Source organism: Xenorhabdus innexi (assembly GCF_002632485.1).
GTDB classification, from domain to species: domain Bacteria; phylum Pseudomonadota; class Gammaproteobacteria; order Enterobacterales; family Enterobacteriaceae; genus Xenorhabdus; species Xenorhabdus innexi.
This window is the reverse complement of the sequence record NZ_NIBU01000073.1, coordinates 1-14,141: the sequence shown is the minus strand read 5'-3', so window position 1 is coordinate 14,141 and position 14,141 is coordinate 1. Positions and strand designations below refer to the sequence as shown.

At 39.8% G+C, this 14,141-nt stretch carries 16 protein-coding genes and 5 pseudogenes; 14 read left to right on the top strand and 7 right to left on the bottom strand.

Annotated features, from left to right (window positions below; genetic code table 11):
• On the top strand, positions 1-425 hold a 425-nt coding region (locus Xinn_RS17815; protein ID WP_153043414.1), incomplete at its 5' end, for an IS630 family transposase.
• Positions 426-716: a hypothetical protein gene (locus tag Xinn_RS17810; protein WP_244590250.1), complete on the top strand. Its 291-nt coding sequence runs from the start codon at positions 426-428 to the stop codon at positions 714-716.
• A gap of 101 nt (positions 717-817) precedes the next feature.
• Here the strand turns inward: Xinn_RS17810 and Xinn_RS17805 are convergent, their stop codons facing one another.
• Together Xinn_RS17805 and Xinn_RS17800 are read right to left on the bottom strand one after the other, a co-directional pair.
• Positions 818-1,138, bottom strand: coding sequence for a SymE family type I addiction module toxin (locus tag Xinn_RS17805; protein ID WP_099137719.1), 321 nt, complete (start codon positions 1,136-1,138; stop codon positions 818-820).
• Positions 1,139-1,211: 73 nt separating this feature from the next.
• Positions 1,212-1,526, bottom strand: coding sequence for a helix-turn-helix domain-containing protein (locus tag Xinn_RS17800; protein ID WP_280176152.1), 315 nt, complete (start codon positions 1,524-1,526; stop codon positions 1,212-1,214).
• A 135-nt stretch (positions 1,527-1,661) separates the two neighbouring features.
• Here Xinn_RS17800 and Xinn_RS17795 point away from each other — a divergent pair, with 135 nt between their 5' ends.
• On the top strand, positions 1,662-2,006 hold the full coding sequence (locus Xinn_RS17795; RefSeq protein WP_086954649.1) for an HNH/ENDO VII family nuclease: 345 nt from the start codon (positions 1,662-1,664) through the stop codon (positions 2,004-2,006).
• Between the two features lie 2 nt (positions 2,007-2,008).
• Complete coding sequence (locus Xinn_RS17790; RefSeq protein ID WP_086954648.1) at positions 2,009-2,452, top strand: SMI1/KNR4 family protein; 444 nt, start codon at positions 2,009-2,011, stop codon at positions 2,450-2,452.
• Between the two features lie 89 nt (positions 2,453-2,541).
• Here Xinn_RS17790 and Xinn_RS17785 read toward each other — a convergent pair whose 3' ends face one another.
• Complete coding sequence (locus Xinn_RS17785) at positions 2,542-2,793, bottom strand: SymE family type I addiction module toxin (protein ID WP_086954647.1); 252 nt, start codon at positions 2,791-2,793, stop codon at positions 2,542-2,544.
• Positions 2,794-2,816: 23 nt separating this feature from the next.
• Between Xinn_RS17785 and Xinn_RS17780 the strand changes: the two are divergent.
• Positions 2,817-3,692 (top strand): annotated as a pseudogene (locus Xinn_RS17780) (RHS repeat domain-containing protein); the annotation flags it as partial.
• Between the two features lie 417 nt (positions 3,693-4,109).
• Positions 4,110-4,841: a barstar family protein gene (locus Xinn_RS17770; protein ID WP_143706529.1), complete on the top strand. Its 732-nt coding sequence runs from the start codon at positions 4,110-4,112 to the stop codon at positions 4,839-4,841.
• Positions 4,842-4,922: 81 nt separating this feature from the next.
• On the opposite strand, the pseudogene Xinn_RS17765 reads toward Xinn_RS17770, so the two are convergent.
• Positions 4,923-5,199 (bottom strand): annotated as a pseudogene (locus tag Xinn_RS17765) (SymE family type I addiction module toxin); the annotation flags it as partial.
• Between the two features lie 116 nt (positions 5,200-5,315).
• Here Xinn_RS17765 and Xinn_RS17760 point away from each other — a divergent pair.
• From Xinn_RS17760 to Xinn_RS17750, 3 genes are all read left to right on the top strand, one after another.
• Positions 5,316-6,176, top strand: a complete 861-nt coding sequence (locus tag Xinn_RS17760; protein WP_244590246.1) for an NAD(P)H-hydrate dehydratase — start codon at positions 5,316-5,318, stop codon at positions 6,174-6,176.
• A 45-nt stretch (positions 6,177-6,221) separates the two neighbouring features.
• Positions 6,222-6,578, top strand: coding sequence for a hypothetical protein (locus Xinn_RS17755; RefSeq protein WP_086954643.1), 357 nt, complete (start codon positions 6,222-6,224; stop codon positions 6,576-6,578).
• A 476-nt stretch (positions 6,579-7,054) separates the two neighbouring features.
• Positions 7,055-7,591: a hypothetical protein gene (locus Xinn_RS17750; protein ID WP_244590245.1), complete on the top strand. Its 537-nt coding sequence runs from the start codon at positions 7,055-7,057 to the stop codon at positions 7,589-7,591.
• Between the two features lie 64 nt (positions 7,592-7,655).
• Here the strand turns inward: Xinn_RS17750 and Xinn_RS17745 are convergent, their stop codons facing one another.
• Complete coding sequence (locus Xinn_RS17745) at positions 7,656-8,021, bottom strand: DUF1090 family protein (protein WP_086954641.1); 366 nt, start codon at positions 8,019-8,021, stop codon at positions 7,656-7,658.
• A gap of 210 nt (positions 8,022-8,231) precedes the next feature.
• Here Xinn_RS17745 and Xinn_RS17740 point away from each other — a divergent pair, with 210 nt between their 5' ends.
• Positions 8,232-9,074, top strand: a complete 843-nt coding sequence (locus Xinn_RS17740; protein WP_086954640.1) for a 23S rRNA (adenine(2030)-N(6))-methyltransferase RlmJ — start codon at positions 8,232-8,234, stop codon at positions 9,072-9,074.
• A 164-nt stretch (positions 9,075-9,238) separates the two neighbouring features.
• On the top strand, positions 9,239-10,591 hold the full coding sequence (gene gorA / locus Xinn_RS17735) for a glutathione-disulfide reductase (protein ID WP_086954639.1): 1,353 nt from the start codon (positions 9,239-9,241) through the stop codon (positions 10,589-10,591).
• Positions 10,592-10,751: 160 nt separating this feature from the next.
• Here the strand turns inward: gorA and Xinn_RS17730 are convergent, their stop codons facing one another.
• Complete coding sequence (locus Xinn_RS17730; RefSeq protein ID WP_086954638.1) at positions 10,752-11,381, bottom strand: TetR/AcrR family transcriptional regulator; 630 nt, start codon at positions 11,379-11,381, stop codon at positions 10,752-10,754.
• Positions 11,382-11,783: 402 nt separating this feature from the next.
• Between Xinn_RS17730 and Xinn_RS17725 the strand changes: the two genes are divergently transcribed.
• From Xinn_RS17725 to Xinn_RS17715, 3 genes and pseudogenes are all read left to right on the top strand, one after another.
• The gene (locus Xinn_RS17725; RefSeq protein ID WP_086954637.1) at positions 11,784-13,016 is read left to right on the top strand and encodes a Tm-1-like ATP-binding domain-containing protein; all 1,233 of its coding nucleotides are present in this window, start codon (positions 11,784-11,786) and stop codon (positions 13,014-13,016) included.
• Positions 13,017-13,415: 399 nt separating this feature from the next.
• Positions 13,416-13,634 (top strand): annotated as a pseudogene (locus Xinn_RS17720) (hotdog family protein); the annotation flags it as partial.
• Positions 13,635-13,739: 105 nt separating this feature from the next.
• Positions 13,740-13,916 (top strand): annotated as a pseudogene (locus Xinn_RS17715) (helix-turn-helix domain-containing protein); the annotation flags it as partial.
• Between the two features lie 33 nt (positions 13,917-13,949).
• On the opposite strand, the pseudogene Xinn_RS22180 reads toward Xinn_RS17715, so the two are convergent.
• A pseudogene (locus Xinn_RS22180) lies at positions 13,950-14,141 on the bottom strand (IS3 family transposase); the annotation flags it as partial.

Here is a 14,141-nt window from a genome sequence, read left to right as displayed (position 1 = left end):
TCATGGGGGCACTCAATTTACACCGGATTGAAGAGACGGTTATTCGTGAATATCCGACGATTAACGCGGAAAATGTCGTCCTTTTTTTCCATGCCATTAGGGAAACCTATCCCTTCCAACAAAAAGTGCATATTATTTTGGATGGTGCAGGTTATCACCGCGCTGAATTAGTAAAATCAGCGGCTCAAGAGCTGAATATTCAATTGCATTACTTGCCCCCCTACAGCCCTAATCTCAACCCCATTGAACGATTATGGAAGTACACGAATGAGCAAATACGCAACAATGTCTATTTCCCGGATGCAAAAACGTTTCGGGGAACACTTCGACATTTTTATCATGTCACTTTGCCAACAAAAGCACAGGAATTGGCTACCCGACTGACTGATCATTTCCAGCGATTAAAACCTGCATCTTCAAGTTAATTGCGTATAGATGATTTTTATACTAAAGAATATTCTTCGGAGAATGAAGAGTATTTAGAAAATAAAAAAATTAAATCTAGAATTGTAGATTTAATTATGGAAGCTAAAGAATGTGATGATAACCAGCTTATTGATAAATCATTCTTTTTACTTTTTGACAATACTGGATGCCAAGAGGATTTCGAGATTTTAAACGAAATAATTACTCCCTTGGTTGATAAAAAAATTATTACTAAGGAATTGATCGAGAAGAATTTGGGTGAGAACTCTCCATTAGCAAGATGGTATTAACTATATTCAATATGGTGCTCCTCTTCGATTAATATTAAAGCCGGAAATACTTTTCGATTTTTCCGGCTTGATTCTTTCTAAGAGCTGCTCAATCTTTGCTCTTAGCAGCTTTTGTAATCCCCAATCAACTCCCGCATCCTCAGCTTAATTTCACTGATTTGCTCGCGCTGGCGCTGGTATTGCTGTTTAAGGCTGTTCGTCTCGTCGCTGTCGGGGATGAGCACTAAACAGCCATCCATGATTTTGACGGTAACAGAGCCGCCAATATCGAATCCAGCCTGTTTAAGCCATTGCCCTTTAAGGTGTATCGCAGGCGGTGCCTTGGCCTTGTTATTTTGCGGGGCGTATCCCACGGTGTAATAACGTTCTGTTTTCGCGGCTTTATTTACCGCGCGGTTTTGCTTAGAATGCGCCTTAGCCATCATTCAACTCCTGTTTAGTTGCTTGTGGTTAGCGTTCTGCTCGTGCTCCAACACGAACAGAACGCTTTAAGTATCATCGTGTTATATTAATAACCTGCTTAATCTTCTCTTGTGTGATCGCCATATCCAGAAAATGACAAATCACGTCCTGATCTTCTGCCTTCAGCTCATCAACCTGTTTACACAGCTCTTTTAGCCGCTTGTTTTTAATATCAAAAACCGGTGCCGTTGTGCCTTCTTCGCCCAATAACAAATGGTCAATACTGACTTCAAGCAACTGGGCTAATTTAATAATGTAGTCAAACTGCGGCTTAACCTGTCCCTGCTCCCAGCGTCCCACCATGCGGGGCTGGATATCCAGTAAATTCGCCAGTTCCAGTTGTGTCAGCTGTCTTTCCTTGCTAATCCCACGGGATGGGCCGATCCATTCGGGTTAGCACCATGCCCAAGGAATTATAAACTAGAAAATAGAGTTGACACTGCTCTTGGTCGACGGGTGTATAAAAACGATGGAATAATTGATGTGAAAACTCCAGTAAAAGATATGAAAATAGTGGAGTCAGCATTAAATTCACCTAGTTTTAATAAGATGAAAAAAATGATAGAGAATGGAGCAACAAATAAAGATCTTATGCGACAAGGTTATGCTCCGTTTGGCCCTGATGGCCGACAGCTTAATTTACATCACGTGATAGGAAAAGAACCCGGCCCAATGGTAGAGTTGCCTGCATCATTACATAAACAATACCATCGAGAGCTTCATGGCTTAATTGAGAGTGGGCGGAGCTTTAGGAATAACAAGGCTGCTGATAGAGAATATAACAAATTTAGAAAGGCATATTGGAAATTGCGTGCTGAGGAGTTATAAGAATGAAAAACAGTATTAGTGATTTGATTAATAAGAATATACTTGATGGCAGTGAAGTAGTTATATCAGGTGAAGTTAATAAAGAGTTTGTTAAAAAAGCTGAGAGCATGTTAGGCGTGTCGTTCCCTCCTTCTTATTCATCCTTTATTGAAAAATTTGGTTCAATTGAGATTGATAATCGCTCATTTGCAGGTTTATTTGAAAATGAAGTGGGGCAGGATGGTGATGTTGTATCATTTACTCTTTTTCAAAGAGAAGATGTTGGGCTGCCAAATAAGTATATAGCTTTGGATTTTCAAGATGGCGATTATTTGTTATGTATTGATACCAGCATAGTGAATAACGAAAATGAATATCCTGTTGTTTTAGTTAATCCAGATTCTTTGGAAAGCCATAAAGTAAATGATTCATTTTATGACTATATAACTGAGTATCTTGATGCGTAATAACTAAACTTTTTGGTTTCGCATAATAAGTGAACCCAAGGTTTGATAACAAGCCGGAAAGATCCTCGTGATCTTCCGGCTTTTTATCATCATCCTGCCTTGTAATTCCCAATCAGTTCCCGCATCCGCAACTTAATCTCACTGATTTGCTCGCGCTGGCGCTGGTATTGCTGCTTAAGGCTGTGGGTCTCGTCACTGTCGGGGATCAGCACTAAACAGCCCTCCATGATCTTCACCGTGACCGAGCCGCCAATCTCAAAGCCTGCTTGTTTAAGCCATTGCCCCTTAAGGTGGATCGCGGGCGGAGCTTTGTCCTTGTCATTTTGCGGCACGTATCCCACGGTGTATGTTCGGCTTTGGCAGTTTTATCCTTGCCAGCCGCTACACCGCGACTGGTTTACTGGCGCATCAATCGACGGGGCAGGCCACCGCCGTCAACCGTAGTTGGCAATATGACCGGGCGTACAATGTCAGGGTGATTGACGATGGACGTTGGGGACAGACCCGTTACCGTTATGATGGCAATGGACGATTGGTGGAAAAAAACGAGCAACGTGATGGCTTCCGGCCACAAATCTGGCGCTACCGCTGGGATACGCAAAACCAACTTACCCACTGCGAAACTCCGGATGGTTCCCGCTGGCATTATCAATATGATGCGTTCGGGCGGCGTATCCGTAAACTGAAAGTGCACGATGGCAAATTGGTTGCTGCTAACTTACAACGTTGGCTGGATGGCAAGCCGGACTTAACGGTTAAACCGGATGCCATTATGGGGCACGATTACCTGTGGAGCGGTGATCAACTGATTGAAGAAACGCCGATTTATGCCGATGGTACGCCGGTAGAAGGGCAGCGAATCCGCTGGTTATACGAGCCAGGAGCACTGACACCATCAGCACGTTTTGAGCGGGGCAAACTGCATTACATCGTTAGTGATCATCAGGGCACCCCGAGGGAAATGCTGAACGAGGAAGGTGGGCTGGTCTGGGCGCAGCGGCTGACCACGTGGGGTAAAGCGGAAAAATCGCCGGTGATCGCCTCGAATGATCCGGATTATCACGTCAACTGCAATTTACGGTTCTGTGGACAATATGAGGATGAAGAAAGCGGGCTTTTCTATAACCGTTTTCGTTACTATAATCCGGAAACGGCGCAGTATATTTCGCCAGACCCGATAGGGCTGCTGGGCGGGCTGAATCCTTATTCTTACGTACATAATCCGCTGTCTTGGGTTGACCTTACGGTCTGGCAGGCAAAGATTGTGATAAATCCCTTAAATTATCTTCACCAAACCCAGTTCCTAAAAGCGTTAGGGGAGAATATGAAGATATAATCACAGGAAAAGGTACTCCAAGGGTACATAAAGATACTGGAATTCAAAAAACCCTAGAAGATAGAAATGGAAAAACGAATAAATTCTGGATCGGAGCTAAAGAATGGCAAGTAGTTCATTCAGGAAAAGGGCTTGATCCACACCATCGCATACTAGAACAAACATTACCGAATGGTCAAAAAATATATGGATATGCACTAAATCATGATTACGAGAAAGTCTATAAATTTCCGGCTCCTTGGTACCCCGATGGCGGTAAATATCCAGGGCACAAGCCAATGAAATGATAAACATTAAATTATTCAACAGAATGGCAATACTATGATCAACAGTAAATATTGTATATATATTAATGATGTAGAATGCGCTATAGCCGATGATATTGACTTTTTTCACCTGAGTAATCATGAAAGCGATCATTTCGGATTGATTCTATTAAGATCAAAAGAAATAAAGTTGCAGAAGAATGTCAAAGTAAAAAAAGAAGACACTATTACTATATCCTATTATATCAATGGGGTATGTGTATTTGAATTTGATGGTCATATAATAGACAAAGAAAATACTCTAACAAACAGTCAAGAGTTTTCATTCGTAATAAAAACTTCTGATGAGCCACCTCTTACCATTATTGCTATTTTAAAAGAGTGGGTTAAAGGAAATGATTTTATCTACTGGAAAAACAACAAATGCATAGAAGCAAAAAGTCTATGGCTAACCACCTGTTTATACTGGCAGCAAATTTTTCCACCAAAACCTAATAAAATACTTAATGCCTCACTAAGCTTAGAAGGCATCAATAATTATCTTGACTTCTTTTGCATGCTTGGAGAAGCATTTTGGGGGAAAAGAGGATATATAGGTAGAGATTTTCACGGGTTTGATGATTTATTGGGTGATCTTAGCTATGAAAAATCAGAAATTAATATTTATATTGAAAATATAAATAAATTAAAACTTTTTTTAGAAAGAATTAGTCCTTCTGATTGCAATTACTATGATACCTTCATTGCAATTTTAGAAGATAGAAAATGTAATATTCACAAAATATAATTTTATTAATTAGTTTTAAAGCTGGAAAGATCCCCGTGATCTTCCGGTTTTCTTATTTTAAGAGCTGCTCACTCTCTGCCCTTAGCGGCTTTTGTAGTCGCCAATCAACTCCCGCATCCTCAATTTAATTTCACTGAGTTGTGCTTGCTGGCGCTGGTATTGCTGTTTGAGGCTGTTGGTCTCGGAACTCGCGGGGATCAGCACCAGACAGCCGTCCATGATTTTTACCGTGACTGAACCGCCAATCTCAAACCCTGCTTGTTTAAGCCATTGCCCCTTAAGGTGGATCGCGGGCGGAGCACTGGCCTTGTTATTTTGCCGCATGTATCCCGGTGTAATAACGTTCTGTTTTAGCTGCTGTTGTGCTTTATTAAATCCGAACAATTTTTTAGCCTCTTCCCATTGCTTTTCGTATCAAATGAATTGTCCCCGTATACTGTAATGATAACAAATGAGCAGAAAACCAAGAGGTAAATGATGATCAGTCAGAATGAAAAAAATCAATTAGCGGACTTGTTTCCGACTGTAACACAGCCCAGACCTGAAGAGAGTCATAAAGGGACGTTCGGGACGCTGAATATTATCGGTGGAGCGGAAACGATGAGTGGTGCTTGTGTTCTGGCCGGTACAGCTGCGCTAAAGAGTGGGTGCGGGAAGGTTATTATCGGTTTTAATCAGGAGCCGCTTGCTATCCAACTAATAGATACCGTACCGGAATTGATGCTGAGCAAAGCAAGTCGGCTCTTTGAGGGGGAGCTTCCATCTGCATGGGTAATTGGTTGTGGGCTGGGTATTTCTGTTGAGGCGGTTAATCTGATAAAGAAAATAATTAATCGTATCCATCAAGGAGAAAAAGTACTGATTGATGCCGATGGGCTTAATATTTTGGCAAAATTGCCAGACAAAATTCAGCTTTCGGATAAAACCGTTATTACACCGCACGTGAAAGAAGCATCGAGATTGTTACAGACGGACTCAAAATCTATTCAGTCTGACAGGTCGGGCTCGGCGCGGGTCTTGAGTTCACGATATGGTTGCTGGGCGGTGCTTAAAGGTCATCGCACTGTCATTGCTGCGCCGGATGGCCGCACGTGGATCAATGAAACAGGCAATAGTGGCTTGGCGACTGCTGGCAGTGGTGATGTACTTTCCGGTATTATCGGTAGTCTGCTGGCTCAGGATATTCCATTAGAGGAAGCGATAAGGGCAGGAGTTTGGTTACACGGTAAAGCGGCGGATATGTTGGTTGCTGATGGAATAGGGCCGATAGGCCTGACAGCTCATGAGATTATTGATTATGTGAGAAAAATAAGGAATCAAATAACTCATGGCTGATATATGCTGACTGAGTTAAAAACTGACCATTAAGGAAACATAAGAATGATGAAAAAAATATTATTAGCTTTTATGCTATCTTTATTTTCATTTGTATCATTCGCAGATGATGCAACTATTTTTGAAACAAAAACGTATCACATTGCTATTTATAATCTTTGCCCGGAAGGGTATGTAAGTTGTGAAGATGTAAAATCTGTTGTGAAAAATAAGAAAAAGCATACTTCATTAATAATGAAAGGAAGCACTATGAACAGAGATTGTGATACAGGGAGCTGTTCTTTTTATGGATATAAGTTTAAGAGTAAAGGAATAACATATACAATTTACCAACAAGGTATTTTATATATTTCAAAAGATAAGAAGGTGCTTTTTTCAGAAGAGGGTACTTTTCGGTATTAGTTAAAAGTTACCACTAAACCACATTAGCAAAATTTCGTCTCATTTATGTTTTGTTTATCAAATTTTTCTATTTGAAACCTAGAAAATTGTTAGTAAACTTAATATACTCTTTCCTCGCATAAAGTACCCCTGCATAGTGCTTTTTATGCTGAAAATAATAAAAAAGAGGGTGATTTTTAACTTTTAAATCCTCAGTAAAGATATGAAATAGCAGTATGGCGTAGTCACTTATTATGGGTGATGTGGGGTCATATTAACAAATAAATTCAGATCTTCATGACATCATTATGTATTCACGAAATAAAGCTGCTGATTGAGAGCGGATAGGGTTTTTTTGATTACTTTTATCGATAGGTAAGTTAAATAATGGTATTGAGATACCACTATGAAATTTATATAGAGATTTAACTGATTGATTATGAAAATAGGAATTCAAAAACCGTTTTCTCATACTCTGATTTGATTATGAAGGGGGAATGATGTTTTTCCACGTTATCAACAAAAATAATATTGTTGCACTTGCGTTAATGTTGGGTGTTGTCATTTTCTTTTTATCTGCTAATAACAGTAAGTTAAGTATTATCGATTATGCCGATAGACATTGCCAGAAAAACACGGATTGTCTGATTGATATGAATAAAATCGTCCCTTTTGACTGGGACGAAATGTATATTATTGATAAAGGAGTGAGACATAAAGATATTGAGGATATCATCGGAGCTGCATTTAAAGGAAAATCTAGCCTTTTTTATAAGATTATTTTTGTCAGAAATAAACGGGTAGTTTATGAAGATGAGTATGATCCTTATATAAGATCTTATGAAAAGAAGTTATTGAAACCGGATTTTCAGTATCCTTATGACGGAAAAGAAAATAATTTCAACTATTATACGATTTCCAAAGATAATGCGATCCTTTCAATGAAAATTGAAAATAAACCACTCGCAGATGATAAAGTTTACTATAAGTTATCCCCTTCTAACTCACAGCAGGTTAAGGAGAAAAACTTTTAAATATGTATCTGGTCTGTCTCAGGGTAAAAAGATGTACAGCATTGGTTGGTGTTTCAGTGCGGGTCTATTTCTTCTTTTTGGCCTGCACTTTTTTAATTTTCTTTTTTACTTTTTGTTCTGAGCGGGTATGAGAACCCTTTGGAGAAGCTGAGTTATTTGATGTGTTAGTAGAGACTGAGTTATTTTTAGATTTGGAAAGTTGCTTTTGTGAAACTTTCAGGCGTCTTTCCCACTCGCAGGCTACATTCAGGCTTTCCAGTGTTCTGGTTAACCCGGAGATTAATCTTTCATCCATGTCATTTTTTGCGTATTGGAGTTGTTTCTCTAACGTTTTCTGTTTGCTTTCACACCCCGCTTTAGTTGGTTTTGCATAGGCAATATTCATACTGAAAACGACTAATACAGCCAAGATCATAGTCTTCGACTTCATGAACTATTCCTAGTCTGATTTAAACCTCTTACTCAAAATTTTATATGCTGATCTGGATTTCTTCCTGAAAATTCGACGTCAGTTACAGCTGATGAGAGGAAAGTGTAGGCTTTTATCTTTTTTGGTGAGAATGAGGCATAATGCTTTTTTGTTGTCTGATAAGCCATCAGGCAAGTTATTAATATTTCTCTCCCGGGGTTTGAAAATCAAATGCTAAGTTATCGTCATAGCTTCCATGCAGGCAACCATGCTGATGTGCTAAAGCACACGGTCCAAAGTCTTATCATTGAGTCACTTAAGGAAAAAGAGAAGCCTTTCCTTTATCTGGATACTCACGCAGGCGCAGGTCGCTATCAGCTCAGTGGTGAACATGCCGAACGTACGGGAGAGTATCTGGAAGGGATTGCTCGTATTTGGCAGCGTGATGATATTCCTGAAGAGTTATCCGGTTATATGAAAGTGGTAAAGGCTCTGAATCAGCATGGTGTCTTGCGTTATTACCCCGGTTCACCATTAATTGCCCGTCATTTATTGCGCGAAGATGATGAACTGAACCTGAGTGAGTTGCATCCAAGTGATTTTCCTCTGTTGCGTAGTGAGTTCTCCCGTGACCAACGCGCACGTGTTCTGCGTGAAGATGGTTATCAACAGCTGAAATCAAAATTACCTCCTAAAACCCGCCGTGGATTGGTGCTGATAGATCCTCCTTATGAGCTGAAGTCGGATTATCAGAATGTTGTTCAGGGTATTCTGGAAGGATACAAACGTTTCGCGACGGGGACTTATGCGCTGTGGTATCCGGTGGTGCTTCGTCAGCAGATTAAGCGTATGGTCAAGGATTTGGAAAAAACCGGGATTCGCAAAATCTTGCAGATTGAGCTTGGTGTGCGCCCGGATAGTGATCAACGTGGTATGACAGCATCGGGCATGATTGTAATCAATCCGCCGTGGAAGCTGGAACAGCAGATGAAAACTGTGTTGCCGTGGCTGCATCAGGTACTGATCCCTGAAGGAACAGGCCATACTTCAGTAGAGTGGATTGTACCGGAATAAAACGATTCTCTAGCATAATACTTCAGCATGGAGCATCAACTTGATAGCTCCAGCCTATGACAACGAAAGCCAGAATCATCATAAATAGTGATAACTTTTTGTCATAATACGCGTACGATTAAATTGTAGTCAGTAGGTTAATTGATTAAACGGAAGTGCCTAAGATGAGTAAACATTACGATTATATAGCAATTGGCGGCGGCAGCGGTGGTATTGCTTCCATTAACCGTGCAGCCATGTATGGGCAGAAATGTGCCTTGATTGAAGCAAAAGCACTGGGTGGAACATGTGTAAATGTAGGCTGTGTACCGAAGAAAGTGATGTGGCATGCTGCCCAGATTGCGGAATCTATTCATCAATATGGCCCTGATTATGGTTTTGATACCACAATCAATCACTTTGACTGGAAAAAACTGATTGCCAGCCGTACATCCTATATTGACCGCATTCATTCATCGTATGAGCGTGTGTTGGGTAATAATCACGTCGATGTTATTCAGGGATTTGCACGTTTTGTTGATGCAAAGAGTGTTGAAGTAAATGGCGAAATAATTACCGCGGATCATATATTAATTGCGACCGGTGGTCGCCCTAAAAACCCGTCTATTCCCGGAGCGGAATATGGCATTGATTCAGATGGTTTCTTTGAACTGGATGAAATGCCAGAGCGGGTAGCTGTCGTAGGAGCTGGCTATATTGCGGTGGAACTTGCCGGTGTTCTGAATGCGTTGGGTAGCGAAACTCACCTTTTTGTACGTAAACACGCGCCATTACGTTCTTTTGATCCGCTGATCGTAAATACATTGCTGGAAGTGATCGAGAATGAAGGGCCGAAGCTGCATACGGAGGCTGTGCCAAAAGCAGTAATAAAAAATGCTGATGGTAGCCTGACACTGCAACTACAGGATGGCAGAGAACAAACGGTTGATACGCTGATTTGGGCGATTGGGCGCGAACCTGCGACAGATAATCTGAATTTGTCTGCTGCGGGTATTAAGTTGGATGAACGAGGCTATATTCAGGTCGATAAATATCAAAATACCAATGTAAAAGGTATTTATGCCGTAGGCGATAATACAGGTGCGATAGAGTTGACTCCTGTTGCTGTCGCGGCAGGTCGCCGTTTATCGGAGCGTCTGTTTAACAATAAGCCGGATGAACATCTGGATTATACCAATGTGCCGACAGTAGTATTCAGCCATCCGCCAATCGGCACCATCGGTATGACGGAGCCACAGGCAAAAGCGCAGTATGGTGATGATCAGGTTAAAGTCTACACTTCGTCCTTTACCGCAATGTACACAGCAGTGACACAGTACCGTCAGCCATGCCGTATGAAACTGGTCTGTGCTGGTGAAGATGAGAAGATTGTCGGGATTCATGGCATAGGCTTTGGAATGGATGAAATGCTACAGGGCTTTGCTGTTGCACTGAAAATGGGTGCGACGAAAAAAGACTTTGATAATACAGTTGCGATCCATCCGACAGCAGCGGAAGAGTTTGTTACGATGAGATGATTGTGGGAATGTCGTGATATGCAGAATATATTGCATATATGAGATTCGGGCAAAATCGCTAATCCATCTTAGCTCTTGGCTAAGGTGGATTTTTCGGATTCTACAGAATAGTCTTTTATTGCCTAACTTAATTCATTTATTTTTAAGTAAAATATTTTAATTATTCTTCGTTTTTGTTTTCTTCAATCGCTTGATTTATGATCGCTTTTGCCATCCACTTCGCTATTTCAATAACTTGTTCATTATTAAGTTTCCAAATGTCTTTCAGTACTAAAAAAATCTCTGAACCATAGATAACAGATAAGGATTTCATGACTCTATCAATGAGTTCCGGAGAAAATGAATTTTTCATCGGTGATGTAATCATCGATAAAGTTTCTTTTCTATTTCCTCTCTCCAGTTGTTTTTCTTTAGATTTATCGGATAAAGATCGCCTTTCTATCCATTGTTGTAATGATACTTGTAAGGCTGCCCGAAGTGCTACCTCATATTCAAACATTCGAGGATAAGCAAAATCCATCAATTCAGCGATTCGTTCTTCTGTTTTTTCACTTTTGGGATGCCAAGTGAGGATTGGCCCTAAGCTAGCACTGACAATAGCCGCAATTAAGTCACTTTGTGTTGGAAAATAGCGGTATGCTGTTGCCCGGGAAACTCCGGCTTTTATAGCTAACTCTGATATTGACGGCATTATTCCTTTTTCAAATAGAGTCAGAGCAGTATTAATGAGTAATTGATAAGTGCGTTTACGTGCACCAGTATAGTTTGGTGGTATATGAATAGGTAGCATCACAAAGCCCTTATGAGGTAATGAATTTATTTTATATCAGGCATATGGAATATTTTATGGACAATTAATTCGCTTTTTATCAGCTAGCTCTATCATCTAACCATTTAAATATTTTCAATGATTATTTCAGTGGGTTAGGTGATGACAATTATGCTGTCTATTTTTTATAAGTTAAAATTTTTTTATGTTTATTTTGTGTTCTCTCTCTTGCTGTTGATTTAACTGGTTGTTTTATAGTTAATTTTGTTTTTTTTGTTATATGGTTTATTATTTTTATTAATTAGATCTGACCCAAAATGAGACTGTGGTCTCATTCTTTATGAGTTATAAATGATACTGTAGTCTCATAAAAATAACCTCTCACTTTTTACTTCATGAGTTGTGATAAGTAAAGGCTTTCTTATGAAAGGGTATCAGGGATTTGTCTATATCGCCGCGACGCTGGATACTAAAAGTGAAGAAGTTTTTTACGTCAGTGAACTGATAAGAAGAGTTGGGCTTACTGTCCGTATTGTTGATTTAACAACAAGATCCACTCAGTTGATCCGTGGGGCTGATGTTCATTCAGAAATCATTGCAGACTATCATCCTGATGGGAAGCAGGCTGTATTTTGTAGTGATAGAGGTGAAGCCATTGCGGCAATGGCAATTGCTTTTCGGAATTATTTACAGCAACAGACAGATATTGTCGCCATTCTTGGGCTTGGCGGTTCTGGCGGTACCGCGTTGATTACCTTTGCTATGCAAACCCTGCCTATAGGTTTACCAAAGCTCATGGTTTCAACAATGGCATCAGGTAACATCTCCGGTTATATAGGAGCGAGTGATATCGCTATGATGTATTCCGTTACTGATGTTTCTGGCCTGAATTTTATTTCTCGAAAAATCTTGAGGAATGCAGCTAATCAGATTGCTGGAGCTGTTTGTTTTAATGAGCAGGAAGATATATATATCAAACAGAAACCAGCAATAGCGTTAACTATGTTTGGTGTAACAACACATTGTGTTCAACAAATTACTGCCAAATTAAAGAGTAATTATGAGTGTCTGGTATTCCATGCCACGGGCAGCGGCGGTAAAGCGATGGAAAAATTAATAGACAGTCATTGCCTGCATTCTGTGCTTGATATCACAATAGCTGAGGTATGTAGTTATCTTTTTGGTGGTGTTTTGGCTTGTGATGAAGAGCGTTTTGATAGTATTGCGCGGACAAAAACTCCGTGTGTTATCTCTTGTGGCGCACTAGACATGATTAATTTTGGGCATTCATCAACAATACCTGAACAATATAAAAATCGTCAATTTTATCATCATAATGCGCAGGTAACATTGGTTAGGACTACGCCGGAAGAGAATAAAAAATTGGGAGTCTGGATTGCTGAAAAACTTAATCGTAATGAGGGGGAAGTTCGCTTTATTGTTCCTATGGGCGGTTTTTCTGCTTTAGATATCGAAGGAGGAATTTTTTGGTCTCCAGATGCGGATAATGCTTTCATAAGTGCTTTTACAAATACTTATAAAATAACAAAGAAAAGAAAACTTATTTTTAGTCCATATCATATCAATTCAACTGAATTTTGTGATCAAGTAATTAAATTACATCAAGAAATGATTAGCTGTGTAGAAGTTTGGTAACGTAAAATTAAAATAAATAAATTATTTGAATATTTGTGATTGATGTTGTTTTATTTTTTCTCCTGAATGGGAATGACAGGAAATTAAATACATATACTTTATAACTTAAATTACCACTTTGTTTTATTACCAACACCAGGCACACCTGTGGCAATTGCTACAGGTGTGTTTTTCTTAGATAATTATTTCTGCGTTAGTTATAAAGCTTGACCTATTCTAAGAAAGATTTATTTCCTATTGGAAATTTGATATGCCTATTACAAAAAATAAAACTGGAAGATAATATGAACATGGTTGTATGAGGTAATATTCCGAATAATATAAATAATATCTTCAATAAAAGAATGCTTGCTTTTTCCGATGAAATTTCCCCTATTAAAACTATTTTAAGGATCTGTGATGTTTTCTAAAGAGTATGTGGTTGATGAGCAACATGTTGATTTTCAAGGTATTGTGGATGGGCTTTATTATCCGTTTTATCTGGAATGGACTCGACATGCTTTTATGAAAGAGGCATTAGGCCTTGATCTGGAAGAGGAGTTTAAAGCTGGGCGTATGTATGTTATTGCTGAGTACACGCTGCGTTTTAAAAAGAGTTTGCAGAAAGGGCATAAAATGTATTAGTCGTCACTCGATCTGACATTTCATCTTGAAAAGATGAGAGTTACCTACTTTGATTAAAGGTGTTCAAAACTTAAATCAAAACAAAAAGAGGTCACTCTCATGTATCATACTAGCAATTCAATTATCAAACACAAAGTGGGCTTACTTAATCTGGCTGAAGAGCTGGGGAATGTATCAAGAGCCTGCAAAGTCATGGGCGTCTCTCGTGATACGTTCTATCGTTACCGGGAATTAGTCGAAAACGGCGGGGTTGATTCACTAATCAATCAGTCCCGGTAATTGTCAACATAGTTGGCACCATTAATGAATTTAAGCGGCCTGTTGTTCTCGTTCAGGATTCAGCGTCACTGTTTCTACCCATTGCCAGTTTCTGGTGCTGCGCGACCAGCGTTCCGGAGAGGCGAGTTTAGCCTGGCGATAAACGCCATCCCGCTGTGTTAAAATGACTTTGTCTTCGCCTCTGTGCCGTTGGCCCGGTGTCACATAATTTATCCCACTATG